This window comes from Mesorhizobium sp. M0815, assembly GCF_040319995.1.
Classification (GTDB): Bacteria; Pseudomonadota; Alphaproteobacteria; order Rhizobiales; family Rhizobiaceae; genus Mesorhizobium.
The window spans coordinates 26,468-47,270 of sequence record NZ_JAMYOU010000014.1 but is presented as its reverse complement, the minus strand read 5'-3'; the positions used below and the strand labels follow the sequence as shown (position 1 = coordinate 47,270).

The window sequence follows — 20,803 nt, the reverse complement described above, 5'->3', positions numbered from 1 at the left end:
CCTCGATTTCTCAGGCCGCTCGTGCTGTACCGACCTTTTGGCCGGTGAAAATCTTCTGCCATAGTTGGGTCGACAAAATGCCGACGAAGGCAGCATTGTCGCGGAACCCGGACGCTGGCTGCAAGCGGCATTTCTCGTGCAGGTTCGCCACCGCCTTGGCGTTGAATAGTCCTCCGGCGGCGATGCTCGCCTCGCTGAGCGAGTCGCGCACGTAGTCCAGTTCTCCGGCTCCAACGAAGGAGCGGGCTTCCGGCGCCCGGTAAGGCTGTTTGGTGCGCTCCCCGATGGCCGTCGGGAGCAAGTGCTTGGCAACTTTGCGCAGTATGTGTTTTTCCACCAGTCCCTTCAGCTTCATTTCCGGCGGAAGTCTTGCTGCAAACTCCACCAAACGATGATCGAGGAAGGGGAAACGCCCTTCAATACCGTGCGCCATGGCCATCCGGTCGCCCTGGCTCGAGAGGATGTAGCCCGGCAGGAGAAAGCGGGTTTCGAGATATTGCCCCTGATGCAGCGGATGCCACCGGGAAAACGCCTCAGGCAACCGGCTGGCCAGTTCCTCGGCTGCGTCATAGCCCTTCAATGTCGCGCGCAGGTCACCGGAAAAGAACATCTTCGCCGCTGATGTGGTCTTGAAACGCGGCCGATGCGAGAACAGCGGATCGTCCAGGGCAGCGCTGCCGGTGCCGAAGAACGCAGCCAGGTACTCCACGGACTGCTGTTGCAGCCCCGGCAGATAGGGATAAAGCTTGCGGAACAGCTGTGGCCTGCTGCGCGATGCCGGCTGTCGTCCGCAGAAACGGCGAACCCGCGCTTCCTTGAAGACATCATAGCCGGCAAAGACCTCGTCGGCGCCTTCGCCTGTCAGCACCACTTTCAAACCGGCCTGGCGAACGAGGCCGGACAGTTGATAGAGGGGGGCGGGGGCGGTGCGGATGATCGGCCGTTCGGCAAAGCGGATGACTTCGGGAAACACACCGGCGATATCGCCGGCACGGCAGGCGATGGTTCGATGATAGGTGCCAAGCGCCAACGCCATTTCGGTCTGAAAGGCGCTTTCGTCATGCTCGGCGCTGTCGAACGTCACGGAAAATGTCTGCAGCTTAAGAGGAGTCATGCCGGCCGCGATTGCCGAAACGAGGGATGAATCGAGCCCGCCCGAAAGGTAAGAACCGACCGGAACGTCGGCGCGCATGCGAAGCTTCACCGCGTCGGTCAAAAGGGCCTGCAGTTCTTCGGCCGCATCGTCCTCATTGCTAATTTTTGATGGCGCGTCGAGATACGGGTAGTCTAGGTGCCAATATGGTTTGACCGTGACTTGCCCCAGTGTCGCGATCATCACGCTTCCCGGCTCCAGCTCGTGGATGTTGCGGAAAGCCGTGCGTGGAGCGATCGGCGCCCACAGCGTAAAGATCTGGTCGAGTGCGATCTGATCGATTTCGGCCGAGACGCCGGGCACCTTCAGCAGGGCTTTTATCTCCGACGCAAAGTAGAGCACCCCGTCCCTGCTGGTGTAGAACAGCGGCCGAACACCCATGCGGTCTCTTGCAAGCACCATCCGCCGACGCCGATTATCCCATATCGCGAAGGCGAAATCACCGTTCAGGAGCGACAGGCAGTCCTCGCCCATCTCGTCATACAGCTGCAGGAGAACTTCTGTGTCGCTCGACGTGCGGAAGCGTCGGCCCTTGGCCAGCAGTCCTTCGCGCAATTCCACGTAATTGAAAATCTCGCCGTTGAACGCAATCGTCAAATTGCCGGTCTCGTCGGACATCGGTTGCTGGCCATCACCAATCCCGATCACCGACAGCCGCGCATGCCCAAGTCCAGCTTCGGGCGCTACGAATTTCCCTTGTTCATCCGGCCCGCGATGGGCGATCGCAGACGTCATGCGCGCAAGCAAAGCTTCCGCATCCCGGACTGAACCGAAATAGCCCCCGAATCCGCACATCTACACAGCTCATACTGAACAGCAAGCCACAGAACATAGCGTTCATAAGCGCCTCAAAGGTTAATCAGATACTTTTCAGCGAGCATGTGGTTAACAGGATGTTAGGACAGTATGATGCTTTTTGCAGTCCGACTTGTACCCACTCCAGGTCACGCTTGATGGTGAGCTACTGTCGCACGAGCCCATGGGCCAGGTTCTTCAAAGCTTCGCGCCGGATCAGTTGCGGATTTGGGCCGAATGCCAGTGATATCGGTTCGCATCGAGATAGGAGATGTCACAGCGAGCGGTGCAAATTACTGCTTCGAGTACGGCCGGTACCAATCGACAAACTTCTTCAGCCCGTCCTCTATCGAAACGCTAGGCCTAAAGCCGAAATCCCGCTCCAGCGCGGTCATGTCAGCATAAGTCTTCTCGACGTCGCTCGCCTGCATCGGCTCGTTGTGGCGGATTGCCTTGACCCCGAGCAGCCTTTCCAGAATGTCGATGAAGTCGCCCAGCCGCACCGGCCGGTTGTTGCCGACATTGTAAAGCCTGTTCGGCGGAACGTCCGTGGGGGGCTTGTCGAGCACAGCGACAACCGCCTTCACAACATCGTCTATGTAGGTGAAATCGCGCCACATTTCGCCATTGTTGAAGACCCGGATCGGATTGCCCTCGAGCATCGCCTTGCTGAACATCCAATAGGCCATGTCGGGGCGGCCCCAGGGACCATAGACCGTGAAAAACCGCAGGCCGGTCTGCGGTATGCCGAACAGATGGGCGTAGGTGTGGCTCATCAGTTCATCGGTTTTCTTGGTGGCGGCGTAAAGCGAGACGGGCTTGTCGACCTGATCGGCCTCGCTGAACGGCACGCTGCGGTTGCCACCATAGACCGAGCTCGACGAGGCATAGACCAGATGCTCGAATGCCGGTTCGGCGCGACAGAATTCGAGCACTTCGAGGTGGCCCATGACATTGGAACGGATATAGAGCCGTGGATTGTCGAGTGAGTGACGCACGCCGGCCTGCGCTGCGAGATGCACGATCCTGACGATGCCTTTCCCGGCCAAAGCGGCCGCAAGCGCGCCCTGTTCGGCAATATCGATCTGGTGGAACGAAAAATCCTTACGGGGCAGAAGGCGGGCAAGCCGCCCCTTTTTGAGCGCCAGGTCGTAATAGTCGTTCATGTTGTCGACGCCGACGACCGCTTCTCCCCGGTTGAGCAGATGGTGGCAAACATGACTGCCAATGAACCCCGCGGCTCCGGTGACAAGTATAGGCAACAAGCTTCTCCACGCGCACAGCCGGGCGGGTATCTGGAGAGGCAGATCCAGCCCATTTCGTCGTGCTATAGTCGAAAGCCGAGGTGGAGACCACCACTAAGCTGATGCTTCAGCTTGCCTCGCGCATGGCTTCGGCAGCCTGCAGGTCGACCGACACCAGTTGGCTGACGCCTTGCTCGGCCATGGTTACCCCGAACAGCCGGTCCATGCGCGCCATGGTGATCGGGTTGTGTGTGATGATGACGAAGCGCGTTTCGGTGGTTGCGGCCATTTCGTCCATCAGATTGCAGAAGCGTTCGACATTGTGGTCGTCGAGCGGGGCGTCGACTTCGTCGAGCACGCAGATCGGCGCCGGGTTGGTCAGGAACACGGCGAAGATCAGCGACATCGCCGTCAATGCCTGCTCACCGCCGGACAGCAGCGTCATCGTCTGCGGTTTCTTGCCGGGCGGGCGCGCCAGGATCTCGAGCCCGGCTTCGAGCGGATCGTCGGACTCGATCAGTTGCAGCTCGGCGGTGCCGCCGCCGAACAAATGCGAAAACAGCCGCTGAAAATGGCCGTTGACCACCGCGAAGGCGGCGAGCAGCCGCTCGCGGCCTTCGCGGTTCAGGCTGTGGATCGCCTGCCGCAGCTTGCGGATCGCCTCGATGATGTCGTCGCGCTCGGAGACGATGGTCTCCAGCCGGTCCGATAGTTCCTTCTGCTCTTCCTCGGCGCGCAAATTGACGGCGCCCAACCGTTCGCGCTCAACCTTCAGCCGGTCGAGCTGACGCTCGATCTCGGCCATTTCGGGCATCGGGCTGTCGGGTTCGAGGCCAGTGTGGCGGATCACCAGATGCGGCGGCGTGTTCAGCGTTTCCTGGATGCGCGCCTCGACTTCCAGCCGACGCTCGTCGGCGGCGGTCAGCCGCTCTTCGGCGCGAACACGCGTTTCGCGCGCTTCGGCGAGCGACTGAATGGCAGCGGTCGCAGCCTTGTCCAGCTCGGACTGCCGGTTCTCCGCTTCCTGCAAGCGGTCACCTGCAGCTTTTCGCAGGCTTTCGGCCTCGGCGAGTTGCGACAGCAGGGCGCGCCGTTTGCCGTCGATCTCGTCGGGTGCGTCGGCCAGTTGCTCGCGCTCGGCCTCAGCCTCTGCCTTGCGTTCGCCGAGTGCCGCGATCTGCGTCGAGGCGTTTTCGGCGCGCTCCACCCAATTGCGCCGTTCCGCGCCGATCGCGTCGAGCCGGCGCGCACGTGCCTCGGCTTCTCGCCTCAGGCCCTCGTGAACGGCACGCGCATCGGCAAGGGCGGCGCGGTCGCGGGCGACGTTGGCCGCCGACTGCTCGAGCTGCAGTTGCAGATCGCCGAGATCGGGAGCGTCTTGCAGCAGCATTTCCGCCTCGACGAATGCCGCCGCCGTCTCCTCATGGCTGTCGACGATACGCGCGCGCGCCTCGTCAAGTGCTGCACGCCGGCTCGACAGTTCGCCGCCGGCTTTTTCGGCCTCAGCCAGCGTATTGCGGGCAGCATCCAGCCCATGCTGGGCGTCGCGCCCGGCCTGTCGGGCATTGCGTTCGGCCTCGCTCGCCTGGGCAAGCGCCTGTTCGGCCTGCGCAAGCGCCTGTTCGGCTTCGCGCAGGATGCGCGTGGCATGAACCGCTTCGGCATCGAGTTCGGCCAGCCGGTTTTTCTGCGCCAGCCGCTGCGCGGCGGCGGTCGGCGCATCGGCGCTGGCGGTGAAGCCATCCCAACGCCAGAGCGCGCCTTCGCGGCTGACCAATCGTTGACCGGGAGCAAGCAGCGTCTGCAACTTTCTTCCGTCGGCGGCATCGACAATGCCGATCTGGGCCAGCCGGCGGGCCAGTTGCGCCGGCGCGCGCACCACGCTAGCGAGGCTCTTTATGCGTTCCGGCAAAGCGACATCGCCGGGCTGGATTTCGCTCTGGCCCCAATGCACAGGCGCGCTACGATCAAGCGGCACGTCGAGATCTTCGCCAAGCGCGGCACCCAGCGCCGTCTCGTAGCCACGCTCGACGCTGATCTGCTCCAGCACCGAGGGAAACAAATCGCCGCTCGCGGCGTTCAGGATCTTGGCGAGCGTGCGGGCCTCGGTTTCGATCCGCGCCAGTTCGGCCTTTGCGTCCTGAACCGGTGGGCGGGCGGCACTTTCGCTTGCGCGTGCCTCGGCGACCGCCTGTTCCGTGGCAATCGCGGCTCGTTCGGCCCCTTCGAGCAGCGCCTGCGCCTGTTCGACCAGCAGCCGCTTCTCGGCGGGGTCGGGCAGGCCGGCGACCCTGGAGACGATCTCCGACAGTTCGCGGTCGACATCAGCAAGCTGGCGGGCAAAGCGGTCGCGGCGCTCAGCGGTATCGCGCAGCGTCCGTTCAATCTGGTTGCGCGAGGCGGCCGCCTCCGCCCGTTCGGCGGTCAGCGAGGCCAGCTTGGCCTCGCTCGAAGCAAGCGTCGATGCCGCCTGCTCGAAAGCCGCGCGGGTGCTGGCCTCGCGCTCGGCGGCGCCGGCGTTTTCGACATTGAGCGCGGCTTCTTCGGCGGCGAGGCGTTCGAGGATATCCGCATTGTCGCGGACCATGCGCTCCTCGCGGGCAAGGTCGCCATCGAGCTGTTGCAGTCGGCGGTCGAGCTCAGCCTGGCGGGCGCGGATGCGGCCTGCCTCTTCCTCGATCTGTGCCTTGGCGATCGACAGACGCTGGAAGGCGGCGGCGGCGGCGGCTTCCGCATCGCGCAGGTCCGGCAGCCGGTGGGCGTTGATACCTTGTTCCCTGGCGGCAGCCATCTGGGCGGCAGCACGGTCGCCGACCAGCGCGGTGGCAATCGCCAGCGCCGAACGCGCTTCGCCTTCCTGCGTCTTGGCCAGCGTCCAACGCAGATGCAGCAGCGTCGCTTCGGCCTTGCGGATGTCGGCCGACAGGTTCTTGAAGCGCGAGGCCTGGCGGGCCTGGCGTTTCAGGCTTTCGATCTGGCTTTCCAGCTCGCCGACGACGTCGTCCAGCCGTTCGAGGTTCTGTTCGGCCGCCTTCAGCCGCAGCTCGGCTTCGTGGCGCCGTGTGTGCAGGCCGGAAATGCCGGCCGCCTCTTCCAGCAGTGCGCGGCGCGCCTGCGGCTTTGCCTGGATCAGCTCGCCGATGCGGCCCTGGCCAACCATCGAGGGCGAGCGGGCGCCGGTCGACTGGTCGGCGAACAGCAGCTGGACATCCTTGGCGCGGGCTTCCTTGCCATTGATGCGGTAGAGCGAGCCGGCCTCGCGCTCGATGCGGCGCGAGACCTGCAACTCATCTGCGTCGTTGAAGGCAGACGGCGCAGTCCGGTCGCTATTGTCGAGGAACAGCGTGACTTCGGCGGTGTTGCGGGCCGGACGCGTTCCCGAGCCGGAAAAGATGACATCGTCCATGCCGGACGCACGCATGTTCTTGTAAGAGCTTTCGCCCATAACCCAGCGTAGCGCCTCGACCAGGTTCGACTTGCCGCAGCCGTTCGGCCCGACGATGCCGGTCAGGCCGCGTTCGATGACGAACTCGCCGGGTTCGACGAAGGATTTGAAGCCGAGGAGGCGAAGGCGCGAGAACTTCATTCGCGCCGACCCATAGCCAAGTTTCGCAAAACTGTTCCGCGGTTTTGCAAGGAGAACCAGCGGCAAGACAAAGAAGTGCGCACGCCGAAGCGCAGCCGCTTCGGCGCTGCCAAAACGTCAGAGCAGAGGGTCGATGATGGCCGACATTTCCGCAATCGACATCGCCCCTTTGTAGGTCTTTCCGTTGATGAAAAAGGTCGGTGTGGAATCGACCTTGAATTCGTCGGCGCCGCGCTTCTGGACGGATCTCACATCGTCCAGAAGTTTCTGGTCCGTCAAGCAGGCCTCGAAGGACTCCTGTGTAAAACCGGCAAGCTTGGCGATTTGCAGCAGTGCGTCCTTGGTATTGTTCACACCAACCCAGTTCGCCTGCTGCCTGAACAGCACGTCGACCATCGGGAAATAGTTGTCCTTGGAGCAGCGCGCCAGCATGAAACCGGCCTCGGCGCTGGGGTCGAACGGAAATTCGCGTAGGATGTAGCGGGCCTTGCCGGTGTCGATATATTTCGTCTTCAGCTCCGGGAATGTAGTTTCGGCGAAATGCGCGCAATGCGGGCAGGTCATCGATGCATATTCGACGATGGTGACCTTTGCGTCGTCCTTGCCAAGCTGCATGTCGGGCAGCGCGCCCGGCTTCAACACGGCCGTCATATCCACCGTGCCCTGAGCTTCAGGCGCTTTGGCAGCGGCTGGAGCGGCCGGCTTCGCAGGTTCCGCCGGTTTCGTCGGATCGGAGGGAGCCGCAGGCTTCACATCCTGCGCCTCGGCTTTCTCGCCGGAATCGCTGCAGGCGGCAAGCAGCGCCACCGCTGGTATGGCGGCGAGCGACGACAAGAGATTTCTGCGGGACAAGGAACGGATCATACGAATCACCTGGCAATAGTTGGATTTTGCAATGCAAAGGCTACAAAAAGCGAGAGTTGGCGCGAATTAAGGCATTGCCACCCCTATTCCAATCGGCAAATCCGGGCATGCCATCACGATAGCGCGAGATTACGGCTTCCTTTGGCCTAGAATGGTGGCGCCAAGCCGCTCCAGCGAGGCGCGCAGCCCGTCGTCCTCGATCAAACCGACAGTGCCCGACAGCTTCGCCTTCTCGGCCACGGTCAGCGGCCGCAAACTGGGTTTCGGCTTTTCCTTGCCCGCCATTACCGGTTTCTGCACGATCCTGATCCGGCCGATCGCATTGAAGCCGAGAAACGCATTGACCCGGTTGATGATCTCGCTGGTCTCGTGCTGCAGATGCAGTGCCGCCACACCCTCGCAGGCAATCACCAGCACCGCCGGCTCGAACGGATCGTCCTCGTGCATGCGGCGCGGCCACTGGATCTTTTCCGGGCGCGAGCGGCCGGCAAGCCGCGGCCCGGCAATCTCTTCCCACGACTGAACCAGCCCGATCGACATGCCGGCCCGCTTGCGCAGCACCGGGTCGAGGATCTCGGTTGCGAGATCGCTCACCGGAACGGGATTGCCGAAGGGCCTTTTCCCTGCCATGTGCGTTCTCCAGTCACCAGCTTCAGCACCAGTGGATTAGGGCCGACCCTCGATCAATGGCACTGCACGACCAGACCCGCAAGGCCGTATCCGGAGACAATGGCGAGATCGCGTTCCGGCTGCTTGGCTGGTACGACGCGCATCACCGCGACCTGCCCTGGCGTGTTCCGCCGCGCGCGCTGGCAAGCGGCGCGCAGCCCGATCCCTATCTGGTCTGGCTTTCCGAGGTGATGCTGCAGCAAACCACGGTCGAGGCGGTAAAATCCTATTTCCGGGCGTTCGTGCAGAAGTGGCCAACTGTCGAGGCACTGGCGGCGGCACCGATCGAAGACGTCATGAAGGCCTGGGCCGGGCTCGGCTATTATTCTCGCGCCCGCAACCTCAAGGCTTGCGCCGATCTCGTCGCGCGGCTAGGCGGCCGCTTTCCGGACAGTGAGACCGGCTTGAAGGAACTGCCCGGTATCGGCGCCTATACGGCAGCGGCGATCGCGGCGATCGCCTTCGACCGACCAGCCGCCGTCGTCGACGGCAATGTCGAACGGGTCGTCTCACGGCTGTTTTCGATCGCCACGCCGCTGGGCGAAGCCAAGGGCGAGATACGCAGCCATGTCGAGCACATGGTTCCCGGGACAAGGCCCGGCGACTTCGCGCAGGCGATGATGGACCTGGGCGCGACGATCTGCACGCCGCGCCGGCCCCGCTGCATGCTTTGCCCCGTCAGGCAGGATTGCAGCGCCACAATCTCGGGCGATCCCGAGCGCTTTCCGGTCCGCCTGCCCAAGACCGAGAAACCCTTGCGCCGCGGCGCCGCCTTCGTCGCCGTCAGGGGCGACGGCGCCATCCTTTTACGCAAGCGCGTGGATAAAGGCCTGCTCGGCGGCATGACTGAGGTGCCAACGACCGGCTGGACGGCGCGCATCGACGGCGCCACAACGGAAGCGGCAGCCCCGTTCCCCGGCGACTGGCGGCAGGCCGGACGCATCGGCCATGTCTTTACCCATTTTGCGCTCGAACTCGACGTGTTCAAGGCGGAGACCGACAGCGTCGCCCCGGCCGGGCATTTTTGGTCGCTGGCCCATGAAATTTCCGGGGAGGCGCTGCCGACCGTCATGAAAAAGGTAATCGAAGCGGCGATACCGGGCGCGACGAAGAAGCAGCGGCCGCATTGAAAGAGAGAAGAATGTCCGAAATCCGCCACATCGTTTTCGACATTGGCAAAGTGCTGATCCACTATGATCCGAACCTGCCCTTCAGCCGCTTGATCCCCGATCCTGACGAACGGAAATGGTTCTTCGACAATGTCTGCACGCATGATTGGAACATCGAGCAGGATCGCGGCCGGACCTGGGAAGAGGCAGAGACGCTCCTGATCGCCCAGTACCCGGATCACGAACAGAATATCCGCAATTTCCGCCGCCATTGGCACGAAATGGCACCGCATGCCTATAATGACAGCGTAGCCATCATGGAGCGCCTGATCGACACGGGCCATGACGTGACGCTGCTGACCAACTGGGCTGACGATACGTTCCGCGAAGCGCGCGACCGCTTTCCGTTCCTGGAGCGCCCGCGCGGCATCACCGTGTCAGCCGAGATCGGGCTAATCAAGCCGGATCGCGCCATCTATGATCACCACGTCGCCGCGTTCGGCCTCGAACCGTCAGCCACGCTATTCATCGACGACAGCCAGAAGAATGTCGACGGCGCCAAGGCGGCCGGCTGGCAGTCGGTGCTGTTCACCGATGCAAAGACGCTCAGGGCGGACCTTGAGCGTCTTGGGATTAAAGTGTGATTTGAATCGCTTCCAGGGACTGGCTGAGCCTTCGCATTAACTGATCTGTCGCAACTCAGAAACCGTCAGGCCCCTGCCCGTTCCATGCCTAGCCGCGCAATGCGGCGAAGCTCGTCGATCGGGGTCAGGCCTCCGCTGCGCTCATAATGCCAGAAGGTCCATCCGTTGCAGGCGTCCAGCCCCTGTACCTCGGCGCCGATCTTGTGGATCGACCCCGCACTGTCGCCGATCGCCAGCGTGCCGTCGGCACGCACCTTGGCCGCCCAGCGCTTCTTGGCGTCGTAGAGCGTGGCGCCGGGTGCCACCAGGCCATTATCGAGCAGGGTGACGAAGGCGACGCGCGGCTCGGCGCGCTTGCCGGTCAGCACTGTCAAATTGGCGCCGTCCAGCGGCCGGACCGCATCGATGCGTTCCATGGCGGCATCGATATAGGCTTGCTCACGCTCGATGCCGACGAAGTGGCGGCCAAGCCGTTTGGCCACCGCACCGGTGGTTCCTGAACCGAAGAAGGGATCGAGCACGATGTCGCCGGGCCGGGTCGATGCCGTCATGACGCGGGCAAGCAACGCTTCCGGCTTCTGCGTCGGATGCAATTTATCGCCATTGTCGTTTTTCAGGCGCTCGCCGCCAGTGCAGATCGGAAACAGCCAGTCGGAGCGCATCTGAATGTCGTCGTTCGACGCCTTCAGCGCCTCGTAGTTGAAGGTATAACCCTTGCCCTTCTGGTCGCGCGATGCCCAGATCATCGTCTCATGGGCATTCTGGAAACGGCGGCCACGGAAATTCGGCATTGGATTGGTCTTGCGCCAGACGACGTCGTTGAGGATCCAGAAGCCCAGGTCCTGCATCTTGGCGCCGACCCTGAAAATATTGTGGTAGGAGCCGATGACCCAGATCGTACCGTTGGGCTTCAACACGCGGCGCGCCGCCAGCAGCCAGGCGCGGGTGAAGGCGTCGTAGGCCTCAAAACTGTCGAACTGGTCCCAATGGTCGTCGACGGCATCGACCTTGGATTGGTCGGGCCGGTGCAGATCGCCATCGAGCTGCAGATTGTAAGGCGGATCGGCAAAGATCACGTCGATCGACTTTTCCGGCAGCCGTTCGAGCGCGGCGACGCAGTCGCCCTTCAGGATGGTATCCAGCCACTCGGATTGCTGGGGAGCATCGGAAAGCTCGTCGAGAAGACGCACGGCAGACATTATGACACCCAAGGCACGCGTTACTGTTTACTATCCGTTATGGTTACCGATCAGCGTAAATATTCAGTGAAGCATACTGCCGAATTTGCGAAGCCCGGCCTGTTGGTGTATGCCGCGCCGCCTGAGCCGTTTGGACCAAAGGCCTCTTGGCATTCCCTTCATCCCGCTTTCCGGATCACCATGCCCCAGCCAGACCTTGTCATCTTCGATTGCGACGGCGTGCTCGTCGATTCCGAAATCATCGCCGCACGCATCGATGCCGAGCTTTTGACCTCGGCCGGCTATGAGATATCGGCGGAGGAGATTTCCGAGGTCTATGCCGGGCTAACTTTCAAGGACATCATGATGCGGGTCGAGGAAAAGTCCCGGATCCCGTTCCAGGCCTCCCTGATCGACAAGGAGGAACAGCTGGTCGATCGCCGGCTGCGCAGCGACGTGCGTGCCATCGACGGGGCGCACGAGGCTGTCGCCGCGGTAACGGTGCCGCGCTGCGTCTGTTCGAATTCGCGTTCGGAGCGGATCGAATTCATGCTGGAGAAGGTGCAGCTTTTGCCGTTCTTTGCCGGCCGTATCTTTTCGTCGCTGGAAACGCCGACCGGGAAAACCAAGCCGGCGCCGGACGTGTTCCGGTTCGCCGCGGAAAAGCTCAAGGCCGATCCTGCGAACACCTTCGTCATCGAGGATTCCGTGCATGGCGTCACCGGCGCCAAGACGGCGGGAATGCGCGTCATCGGCTTCACCGGCGCGGCGCACAGCTATCCCGGCCACGCCGATGCGCTGACCGAAGCCGGTGCCGAAACGGTCATCCGCCGCTGGGCGGAACTGAAAAGCGTGATCGCCGCGCTGTCGGAATGGTCGGCGGACGCCTGAGAGGCCGCCTCCAACCGCCGTGGCGCGAATGCACCGGCTCAGTTGGTCGCGGCGGCTTTCTTCTTCTTCGGCTTGTCCGACGCCCCTTTCGGAGCGCCCTCGTCATACCCGGCAAATGCCTGGTAGTCCCGCGCCGTCGGCTCCGGAACGACGACGTTGGAATCGGTGAAGACGAACTGCGTGGCACTCGAGGGATCGGTAACCTGAACCTGATAGGAGTGAAGCTGCGAATAGAGAACTTCGGTGCCGTGCATCACCGCGATACGGATCGGCATGGTGATGGTACCGGGGGCGAACATCGGACCAGGCACGACCTTGCCGGCAACGGCTATCTTCATCGACAAGGAGCCGTTGGCGCGGCTGCAGTCGCGGGTCACATCGGTGATCGAAGCCTGATAGATGATCTTGGCGGAATCGTCCGGCTGATCGACGCCTGCCGCGTCCGCTGCCGGCTGGGCGGCTTGGGCATCCTCGGCGGCAACATCGGTTTTTTTCTTCGGCTTCGGACCGCTCTTGGCGTAGAGATTGAAGAAGGCGGTGCCGTCACGCAACGTCACTTTCGGGCAATAGGCCTGCAGCTGGCTGGAAAGCACCTTGGGGTCGGGTGGCGGTGGTGGCGTCGTATCCTTCTTGCCGAAGGCGAGAATGCCATTGTCGCTCGATTGGCAGCCTGCGGCAGCAAGCATAAAGCCGGTGAGCGCCAGACCCGCGACAAAACGACCGTTGAATGAATGAAACGCCATGAACTGCACTTCCCTCTCGCAAAGCCGGTGACGTATATCAACCGCGCGGCAAAAATGCGACTGAGCCAGCGCAGAAATCCACCACCTTACGGCGGGCGAAGATTCCCGCAGCAATGGAAACGTGACGATGCAATATGTGAGTACCCGCGGGGAAGCGCCCGCGCTTGGATTCTCCGACGCGGTGCTGGCCGGGCTGGCCCGCGACGGCGGGCTCTATCTGCCGAGCGCCTGGCCGCATTTTTCCGCAGCAGAGGTCCGCGCCATGCGCGGCCTTGCCTATCCCGATCTTGCAATCCGCGTGCTGTCGCCGTTCCTCGGTGGCGAGATCGCGGCGCCGGTGTTCGAACGGCTGGTGCGCGAAGCCTATGCGACCTTCCGCCATGAGGCCGTCTGCCCGCTGGTGCAGAGCGGGCCGAACAGCTTCGTGCTCGAGTTGTTCCACGGCCCGACGCTCGCGTTCAAGGACGTGGCGATGCAGCTTCTTGCGCGGCTGATGGACCATGTGCTGGCCGAGCGCGACCAGCGCGCCACCATTGTCGGCGCCACTTCCGGCGACACCGGAGGGGCCGCCATCGATGCCTTTGCCGGGCGCAACCGCACCGACATCTTCGTGCTTTTCCCGCACGGCCGCGTCTCGCCGGTGCAGCAGCGGCAGATGACGACCTCGACCGCCGCAAACGTCCACGCATTGGCGATCGAAGGCAATTTCGACGACTGCCAAGGCCTGGTGAAGGACATGTTCAACGACCACGGTTTTCGCGACCGGGTGTCGCTATCCGGCGTCAATTCGATCAATTGGGCCCGCATCATGGCCCAGATCGTCTATTATTTCTCCTCCGCGCTGTCGCTTGGCGCGCCCGACAGGCCGGTTTCCTTCACGGTGCCGACCGGCAATTTCGGCGACATTTTCGCCGGCTACGCCGCCAAGAAGATGGGATTGCCGATCGAGCGGCTGATCATAGCCACGAACGACAACGATATTCTGGCGCGCATGCTGGCGACCGGCGAATACCGCATGAAAGGGGTCTTTTCGACCACGTCGCCCTCGATGGACATCCAGGTGTCTTCGAACTTCGAACGCTTGCTGTTCGAGGCGTCCGGCCGCGATGCCTCGACCGTGCGGCGCTACATGGACGGGCTCAAGCAGTCCGGCGCCTTCACCATCGAGGCCGGCGAAATCGCCAAGATCCGCTCCGAATTCGACGCCGGCCGCGCCACCATGGGCGAGGTCGCCGCCACAATCCGCACCACACTTGCGGCGAGTGGCTACCTGCTCGACCCGCATACCGCCGCAGCCGTGCATGTGGCCACTGGCAAAGCCGCCGGTGAGGTGCCAATGGTGGTGCTGGGCACTGCGCACCCGGCAAAGTTTCCGGCGGCCGTCGAAGCCGCCAGCGGCGTGTCGCCTGCCCTCCCCGCATGGCTGGGCGGGTTGATGAGCGCCGAGGAAAAATACACGGTACTTCCATCCGACCTGAAAATGGTGGAAGATTATGTCGGCCGCCACACGCGGGCGGCGCGTTAGGGAGTAATTGCCATATGGGTGTTGAGGTAAGCCGTCTGTCGAACGGCCTGACAGTCGCCACCGAAACCCTTCCAAGCCTCGAATCTGTTGCCCTTGGTGCCTGGGTCAAGTCGGGCGCACGCAACGAGCGTGACGAAGAGCACGGAATGGCGCATTTGCTCGAGCACATGGCTTTCAAGGGCACCAGGCGGCGAAGCGCCTTCGAGATCGCCTCGGAGATCGAGGACGTCGGCGGCGAGATCAATGCCGCGACCAGCGTCGAGACGACCTCCTATTATGCAAGGGTTCTGAGCGACGATGTGCCGCTGGCGGTCGATATCCTTTCCGACATCCTGCAGGACTCCGAATTCGATCCGCAGGAGCTGGAGCGCGAACAGCATGTGATTCTGCAGGAGATCGGCGCCGCGCACGATACGCCCGACGATGTCGTTTTCGATCACTTTACCGAGACCGCCTTCCGCCACCAGACTATCGGCCGCTCGATTCTCGGCACGCCGGAAACCGTCAAATCCTTCACTTCGAAGCAACTGCACGACTTCATCGAACGGCAGTACGGCGCCGAGAACATGGTGATGGTGGCAGCCGGCGACATCAAGCACGACGATTTCGTGCGCGAGGTCGAAAAGCGTCTCGGCGGCTTCCGCGGCAAGGCCGACGGCACCATCCCGCAATATGCGCAATATGTCGGCGGCGATTTTCGCGAAGACCGCGACCTGATGGACGCCCAGATCGTGCTGGGTTTCGAGGGCCGTGCCTATCACGTCCGCGATTTCTATGCCTCTCAGGTCCTGTCGATGATCCTCGGCGGCGGCATGTCGTCGCGGCTTTTCCAGGAAGTCCGCGAAAAACGCGGCCTGTGCTATTCGGTCTATGCCTTCCATTGGGGTTTTTCCGACACCGGCGTCTTCGGGGTCCATGCGGCAACCGGACAAAGCGATATCGCCGAGCTGGTGCCTGTGATCATCGACGAGCTACAAAAGGCCGGCGAAAACATCCTGCAGGAGGAGCTCGACCGGGCGCGTGCCCAATACCGCGCCGGGCTGATCATGTCGGCCGAGAGCCCGGCCAGCCGCGCCTCGCAGATCGCCAGGCAGTTGCTTCTGTTCGGCAGGCCGATCGCCAAGGAAGAGCTGATGGAGCGGCTGTCGGCGCTGACGGTCAAGCGGCTGACGGATCTGTCGTCGCGGCTTTTTTCGACGAAGCCGACGCTTACAGCCGTCGGGCCGGTGGGTACGCTCGCGCCCTATGAAGCGATCCTCGATTCGCTTTCGGGCTCGCAGACCACTGCCCGTAAGCTTGCCGTCTAAGCTTATTCGAGCGTCGTGTTCGCGCTCCCTTTCTTTCGCCGCGACCTGCCGGCACTGAAGGGCGACCTTGTCACGCTGCGTGTGCCGCTGACCAACGACTATCGCGAGTGGTCGGTGCTGCGCGGCGAAAGCCGTGCCTTCCTTGAGCCGTGGGAGCCGCGATGGACCCCTGACGAGCTCGACCGCACCGCATGGCGGCATCGTATCGGCCGCTACCGCGAGGACTATGCGCAGGGGACGGCGATCGCCTTCTTCATCTTCGAGAAAAGCAGCGGCAAGCTTGCCGGCGGTATCACCCTCGGCAATATCCGCCACGGGGTCGCCCAAAGCGGCCATATCGGCTACTGGATCGGCGAGCGCTTCAGCGGACGCGGCCTGATGACCGATGCCGTCAAGGTGGTGACGCGTTTCGCCTTCGAAACGCTGCGGTTGCACCGGATCGAAGCTGCCTGTATCCCCGATAACGCCCGGTCGATCCGCGTGCTTGAAAAAGCCGGATTCCGGCGCGAAGGACTGCTACGATCCTATCTCAGGATCAACGGCATCTGGCAGGACCATTACCTATACGCCCGAATCGCGGACGATCCGCCGGGCGTTGGAACAAAGGGCTGATTTTGACGAATTTTCTGCGCAACGGGTCGCTGCTTGCCCTTATGCTGGCGGCAATCGTCACGCTCTGCGCGGCATCCTCGGCGTTTGCGGTCGAACCGATCAAGATTGCCCGCGACGACGTGGCGCTCGACCTTTCGGGTGCCGTTGAAATCTACCGCAACCAGGGCGAGAATTTCCAGGTCTCAACGGCACCCGGCCCGGACGGCATCGTGCGGCGAATCGAGGTCGAGGCCAATGACGCGCGCTCGACCGGCGACTGGGCGGTGTTCGCGCTCGCCAATACCACCGACCAGCAGCTCGACAGGCTGATTGTCGCACCGCATTTCCGGCTGGTGAATTCCGGCCTGTTCTGGCCGGATCTCGGCTCGACCCGTATCGCCGCGATCACGCCCAGCGAAGGCTTTGCGCTCGACCGCCAGACCAGCCCAGACGCCGACGTGTTCCGGGTGACGCTGAACCCCGGAACGGTGATTACCTTCATCGCCGAGCTCGCCTCGCCCAAGCTGCCGCAGGTCTATCTGTGGGACCCCGAATCCTACAAGGACTCCGTCAATTCCTACACGCTGTTTCGTGGCATCGTCATCGGCATCGCCGGCCTGCTGGCGCTGTTCCTGACCATTCTTTTCGTCGTCAAGGGGACCTCGATGTTCCCGGCGACGGCGGCCCTAGCCTGGGCGGTGCTTGCCTATATCTGCGTCGATTTCGGCTTTCTCAACAAGATCATAGAAATATCCCCGGGCAATGAGCAGATGTGGCGCGCCGGAACGGAGGTGGCGCTTGCGGCGACCTTCGTGGTGTTCCTGTTTGCCTATCTCAACCTCAACCGGTGGCACGGCCATTTCAGCTACGGCGCACTGGTCTGGATCCTCGGGCTGGTGCTGATCGCCGGCGTTGCCATCGTCGATCCGGCGGTTGCCGCCGGCATTGCCAGGCTGTCCTTCGCAGCCACCGCGCTGACCGGGCTCGGCCTGATCATCTTCCTCGGTATACGCGGTTACGACCGCGCCATCATGCTGGTGCCCAGTTGGGTGATGGTTCTGCTGTGGCTATGCGGATCGTGGATGGCAATCACCGGCATGCTGGACAACGATATCGCCCAGCCGGCGCTCGGCGGTGGGCTGATCCTCATCATCCTGCTGATCGGCTTCACCGTGATGCAGCACGCTTTTGCCGGCGGCGCCCTGCATCAGGGCCTGTTCTCCGACCTCGAGCGGCAGGCGTTGGCGGTTGCCGGATCGGGCGATACTGTGTGGGACTGGGACGTGCTGCGCGACCGCGTCGTCACTCGTCCCGACGTCAGCATTCAGCTCGGCCTTGCGCCGAACAGCCTCGGCGGCCCTGCCCGCAACTGGCTGCCGGTGCTGCATGCCGACGACCGCGACACGTTTCGCACGACGCTCGACGTGGTGCTCGAGCACCGGCGCGGCCGGGTGTCGCAAAACTTCCGCCTGCGCGGCGCCGACGGGCACTATCACTGGTTTTCGCTGCGTGCCCGGCCGGTGATCGGCTCGGACGGCGAGGTCATCCGCTGCGTCGGCACCATGGTCGACGTGACGGAGCAGAAGAAATCCGAGGAACGGCTGCTGCACGACGCCGTGCACGACAATCTGACCGGCTTGCCCAACCGCGAGCTGTTCATGAACCGGCTGGAGGCGATCATCTCGATCGCCCGTACCGAAGAGAAGGTGCGCCCGACCGTCTTCGTCATCGACATCGACCGCTTCAAGCAGGTCAATGACGGGCTCGGCATCTCGGCCGGCGATACCATCCTTTTGACCATCGCGCGGCGGCTGCACCGGCTGCTCAAGCCGAAGGATTCGCTGTCGCGATTTGCCGGCGACCAGTTCGCGCTGATGCTTTTGTCGGAGCAGGATCCGGCTCGCATCGCGGCCATTGCCGATGCCATCAAGCACGCCATCAACAACCCGATCACCTTCGCCAAGCGCGAGATCGTGCTGACCGCCTCGATCGGGCTGATCACCTGGACCTCCACGCAGACCTCGGCTGAGGACATGGTCAAGGACGCCGAGCTTGCCATGCATCAAGCCAAGCGCTTCGGCGGCGACAGGATCGAGCCGTTCCGGCCAGCCTTCCGCACCGTCGGCACCGACCGGCTGCAGTTCGAGTCCGATCTGCGCCGCGCTATCGAACGACGCGAATTCACGCTTGCCTACCAGCCAATCGTGCGGCTGGAGGACGGCAGCGTTGCCGGCTTCGAAGCGCTGCTGCGCTGGGACCATCCGCGTCGCGGCATGATCCCGCCGGCAGATTTCATCCCGGTCGCCGAAAACTGCGGCCTGATCGTGCAGCTTGGCCTGTTTGCCATGCAACAGGCTGCCGAAGACCTAGCAGGATGGCAAAAGCAGATCGGCGATGCGCCGCTCTCGGTCTCGGTCAATCTGTCCAGCCGTCAGCTCATCCGCCGCGACCTGGTCAGCGACGTCCGCTCGGTGATCGCGCGGGCCAATCTGAAACCGCGCTGCTTCCGGCTCGAACTCACCGAATCGCTGGTGATGGACAATCCCGAGCAGACCGCCCATGTGCTGACCAAGCTGAAGCAGCTTGGCATCGGCCTGTCGCTGGACGATTTCGGCACCGGCTATTCATCGCTGGCCTATCTGACGCGCTTTCCGTTCGACACCATCAAGATCGACAAGAGCTTCGTCGACGACGCGACGCCGAAACGCGCGGTGCTGCTCAAATCCATGGTCAACATGGCGCATGAACTCGGCCTGTCGGTTGTCGCCGAAGGCATTTCGGACGAGAGCGATGCGCTGGAGTTGCGGCAGATGGGCTGCGAATACGTGCAGAGTTTCATGTTCGGAGCGCCGATGCCGGGCGACCAGGTGCTGAAGACGCTGAAGGAACAGTATCCGCTCACTCAGGCGTGACAAATTTCGGGACGTAATGAGGTTCAGGCGTGACCGGCAGCCAGGCTGAGATGCGCGAGATCGATGCCGATCGAGGCAAGGATCCGGTCGTATTTGCGGTCGATGTCGGCGTCGAACAGAAGCTCGGCACTAGCCGGGCAAGTCAGCCAGCCATTCTCGACGATCTCGTTTTCAAGCTGACCCGCACCCCAGCCGGCATAGCCGAGCGCCATCAGAGCCCGCCGGGGTCCGCGGCCGGAGGAGATGGCGCGCAATATGTCGACGGTCGCAGTCAGGCAGACGTCGTCGGACACGGCGAGCGAGGATTCCACCCGGTAGTCGCCCGAATGCAGGACGAAGCCGCGGCTGCGATCCACCGGTCCGCCATTGCGCACGACGAAGTCGCGCGCCGGCGGCGGCAGGCGAATTGCCTCCAGTTCGTTCATGATCCCGAGTTGCACGAGCAGGTCCGGAAACAGCATCTGCTGCGTCTGGTTGATGATCAACCCCATCGCGCCTTCGTCGCTGTGCGCGCAAATGTAGATGACGGAGCGCGTGAAGCGGTCGTCCTTCATGCCGGGCATGGCAATCAGGAACTGGTCGTCGAGAAAGCCGGGTCCTGCGGCCGTCTTTTTATGACGCAACAAATCCATGACCACAGCGTAACGCGTTTCCAGGGCGCCGAAAAGATGGGCGGCGCCCGATTTGATCAGGCTCATAAGTCAAAGGTCACGCAAATATGATGCCGGCGGCGTCATGAAATCATTGTGCGGCCATCAACAGACGATCAAATAATTGCCATGCAAAGCTTGAAAATCCTGCTGCTTGGCGTGGCCATTGGGTCGGCGACCTGCCTCCCCGCCTCAGCCTCCTCGTCGGCCTGGTACAATAGCGAAGGCGGCCGGGTGCGGCTGGTGACGAGCGGCAAAGCCGACGAGGCCGGGCGTCTCCAAGGTGTCCTCGACATTGCGCTGAAGCCAGGCTGGAAGACCTATTGGCGCGATCCGGGCGATGCGGGCGTGCCGCCACAGATCGACATCTCGGCCAGCACCAACATTGCCGACGCGACGCTTTCGTTTCCGCCGCCGCAGCGCCACGATGACGGCTATGGCAAATGGGCCGGCTACGACCACCCGGTTTCATTGCCGGTGACGTTCACGCTTGCTGCACCCGGCCAGCCGGCCGTCATCGATGCGGACATCTTCCTCGGCATTTGCGAAACCATCTGCATCCCGGTGCAGACAAGGCTGACCATCGATCCCGGCGCCGATCCCGACAACGCCGAGGATGCGGCACTGGTCAAGGCAGGCCTTGCAACTCTGCCCGCCACGGCAACGCCCGATTTCGGAATAAACGTACTGCCGGGCGATCACGAAACCCTGATTGTCGAAGCGAGCTTTCCGGGCACTCCCGAGGCCGCCGACTTCTTCGTTGCCGGCGAACGCGACTACATGTTCGGTGCCCCGACCCGCAGCGAAAAGGATGGCAAGCTGATCTTTACGGTGCCGATCCTCGACAGGCCGTCGACAACGCCAACCGATGGCGGCCTTCACTACACACTGACAAGTGCCGCTGGCGCGGTCGAAGGCCTGCTGCCTTTTCCGTGATGCCAA

Annotated in this window: 16 protein-coding genes; 8 read left to right on the top strand and 8 right to left on the bottom strand. The window is 62.8% G+C overall.

What is annotated here, in order from left to right:
* Positions 1–10: 10 nt before the first annotated feature.
* The 5 genes from asnB to NKI01_RS17030 form a co-directional block, all read right to left on the bottom strand.
* Complete coding sequence (gene asnB / locus NKI01_RS17050) at positions 11–1,948, bottom strand: asparagine synthase (glutamine-hydrolyzing) (protein WP_352846088.1); 1,938 nt, start codon at positions 1,946–1,948, stop codon at positions 11–13.
* A 293-nt stretch (positions 1,949–2,241) separates the two neighbouring features.
* Entirely contained in the window at positions 2,242–3,210 is a 969-nt protein-coding gene (locus NKI01_RS17045) for an NAD-dependent epimerase/dehydratase family protein (protein ID WP_352483699.1), read from the bottom strand.
* A 109-nt stretch (positions 3,211–3,319) separates the two neighbouring features.
* Complete coding sequence (smc, locus tag NKI01_RS17040) at positions 3,320–6,778, bottom strand: chromosome segregation protein SMC (protein ID WP_352547572.1); 3,459 nt, start codon at positions 6,776–6,778, stop codon at positions 3,320–3,322.
* Positions 6,779–6,895: 117 nt separating this feature from the next.
* Positions 6,896–7,642: a DsbA family protein gene (locus NKI01_RS17035; protein ID WP_352963973.1), complete on the bottom strand. Its 747-nt coding sequence runs from the start codon at positions 7,640–7,642 to the stop codon at positions 6,896–6,898.
* A gap of 129 nt (positions 7,643–7,771) precedes the next feature.
* Positions 7,772–8,272 carry a DUF721 domain-containing protein gene (locus NKI01_RS17030; protein WP_352716265.1) on the bottom strand — a complete coding sequence of 167 codons (501 nt, stop codon included), beginning with the start codon at positions 8,270–8,272 and terminating at the stop codon, positions 7,772–7,774.
* A 56-nt stretch (positions 8,273–8,328) separates the two neighbouring features.
* On the opposite strand from NKI01_RS17030, the gene mutY reads away from it, so the two are divergent.
* Both mutY and NKI01_RS17020 read left to right on the top strand, forming a co-directional pair.
* Positions 8,329–9,441, top strand: a complete 1,113-nt coding sequence (gene mutY / locus NKI01_RS17025; RefSeq protein ID WP_352963971.1) for an A/G-specific adenine glycosylase — start codon at positions 8,329–8,331, stop codon at positions 9,439–9,441.
* 11 nt (positions 9,442–9,452) lie between these two features.
* Positions 9,453–10,064, top strand: a complete 612-nt coding sequence (locus NKI01_RS17020; RefSeq protein ID WP_352639127.1) for an HAD family hydrolase — start codon at positions 9,453–9,455, stop codon at positions 10,062–10,064.
* A gap of 65 nt (positions 10,065–10,129) precedes the next feature.
* Here the strand turns inward: NKI01_RS17020 and NKI01_RS17015 are convergent, their stop codons facing one another.
* Positions 10,130–11,263 carry a site-specific DNA-methyltransferase gene (locus tag NKI01_RS17015; protein WP_023716941.1) on the bottom strand — a complete coding sequence of 378 codons (1,134 nt, stop codon included), beginning with the start codon at positions 11,261–11,263 and terminating at the stop codon, positions 10,130–10,132.
* Positions 11,264–11,443: 180 nt separating this feature from the next.
* Between NKI01_RS17015 and NKI01_RS17010 the strand changes: the two genes are divergently transcribed.
* Positions 11,444–12,133 carry an HAD family hydrolase gene (locus NKI01_RS17010; protein WP_352639125.1) on the top strand — a complete coding sequence of 230 codons (690 nt, stop codon included), beginning with the start codon at positions 11,444–11,446 and terminating at the stop codon, positions 12,131–12,133.
* Between the two features lie 38 nt (positions 12,134–12,171).
* On the opposite strand, the gene NKI01_RS17005 is transcribed toward NKI01_RS17010, so the two are convergent.
* Positions 12,172–12,876 (bottom strand): hypothetical protein, encoded by a 705-nt coding sequence (locus NKI01_RS17005; RefSeq protein WP_352963969.1) that lies wholly within the window; start codon positions 12,874–12,876, stop codon positions 12,172–12,174.
* A 127-nt stretch (positions 12,877–13,003) separates the two neighbouring features.
* Between NKI01_RS17005 and thrC the strand changes: the two genes are divergently transcribed.
* Genes thrC through NKI01_RS16985 form a run of 4 tightly spaced genes read left to right on the top strand, consistent with a single transcriptional unit; the run spans position 13,004 to position 19,211 of the window.
* Positions 13,004–14,401, top strand: a complete 1,398-nt coding sequence (gene thrC / locus NKI01_RS17000) for a threonine synthase (protein WP_352846083.1) — start codon at positions 13,004–13,006, stop codon at positions 14,399–14,401.
* A 14-nt stretch (positions 14,402–14,415) separates the two neighbouring features.
* Entirely contained in the window at positions 14,416–15,708 is a 1,293-nt protein-coding gene (locus NKI01_RS16995; RefSeq protein WP_023716937.1) for a M16 family metallopeptidase, read from the top strand.
* Positions 15,709–15,723: 15 nt separating this feature from the next.
* The gene (locus NKI01_RS16990; protein ID WP_023716936.1) at positions 15,724–16,320 is read left to right on the top strand and encodes a GNAT family N-acetyltransferase; all 597 of its coding nucleotides are present in this window, start codon (positions 15,724–15,726) and stop codon (positions 16,318–16,320) included.
* A 2-nt stretch (positions 16,321–16,322) separates the two neighbouring features.
* A complete protein-coding gene (locus tag NKI01_RS16985) occupies positions 16,323–19,211 on the top strand; it encodes an EAL domain-containing protein (RefSeq protein WP_023716935.1) in 2,889 nt (962 codons plus the stop codon).
* 23 nt (positions 19,212–19,234) lie between these two features.
* On the opposite strand, the gene NKI01_RS16980 is transcribed toward NKI01_RS16985, so the two are convergent.
* Positions 19,235–19,843, bottom strand: a complete 609-nt coding sequence (locus tag NKI01_RS16980; RefSeq protein ID WP_023716934.1) for a YqgE/AlgH family protein — start codon at positions 19,841–19,843, stop codon at positions 19,235–19,237.
* A gap of 147 nt (positions 19,844–19,990) precedes the next feature.
* Between NKI01_RS16980 and NKI01_RS16975 the strand changes: the two genes are divergently transcribed.
* Complete coding sequence (locus tag NKI01_RS16975) at positions 19,991–20,797, top strand: protein-disulfide reductase DsbD domain-containing protein (RefSeq protein WP_023716933.1); 807 nt, start codon at positions 19,991–19,993, stop codon at positions 20,795–20,797.
* Positions 20,798–20,803 lie beyond the last annotated feature (6 nt).

Coding starts and splice junctions, on each gene's coding strand:
- asnB (WP_352846088.1), bottom strand. CDS start 1,948: ATGTGCGGATTCGGGGGCTATTTCGGTTCAGTCCGGGATGCGGAAGCT.
- smc (WP_352547572.1), bottom strand. CDS start 6,778: ATGAAGTTCTCGCGCCTTCGCCTCCTCGGCTTCAAATCCTTCGTCGAA.
- NKI01_RS17035 (WP_352963973.1), bottom strand. CDS start 7,642: ATGATCCGTTCCTTGTCCCGCAGAAATCTCTTGTCGTCGCTCGCCGCC.
- NKI01_RS17030 (WP_352716265.1), bottom strand. CDS start 8,272: ATGGCAGGGAAAAGGCCCTTCGGCAATCCCGTTCCGGTGAGCGATCTC.
- mutY (WP_352963971.1), top strand. CDS start 8,329: ATGGCACTGCACGACCAGACCCGCAAGGCCGTATCCGGAGACAATGGC.
- NKI01_RS17020 (WP_352639127.1), top strand. CDS start 9,453: ATGTCCGAAATCCGCCACATCGTTTTCGACATTGGCAAAGTGCTGATC.
- NKI01_RS17015 (WP_023716941.1), bottom strand. CDS start 11,263: ATGTCTGCCGTGCGTCTTCTCGACGAGCTTTCCGATGCTCCCCAGCAA.
- NKI01_RS17010 (WP_352639125.1), top strand. CDS start 11,444: ATGCCCCAGCCAGACCTTGTCATCTTCGATTGCGACGGCGTGCTCGTC.
- NKI01_RS17005 (WP_352963969.1), bottom strand. CDS start 12,876: ATGGCGTTTCATTCATTCAACGGTCGTTTTGTCGCGGGTCTGGCGCTC.
- thrC (WP_352846083.1), top strand. CDS start 13,004: ATGCAATATGTGAGTACCCGCGGGGAAGCGCCCGCGCTTGGATTCTCC.
- NKI01_RS16995 (WP_023716937.1), top strand. CDS start 14,416: ATGGGTGTTGAGGTAAGCCGTCTGTCGAACGGCCTGACAGTCGCCACC.
- NKI01_RS16980 (WP_023716934.1), bottom strand. CDS start 19,843: ATGGATTTGTTGCGTCATAAAAAGACGGCCGCAGGACCCGGCTTTCTC.
- NKI01_RS16975 (WP_023716933.1), top strand. CDS start 19,991: ATGCAAAGCTTGAAAATCCTGCTGCTTGGCGTGGCCATTGGGTCGGCG.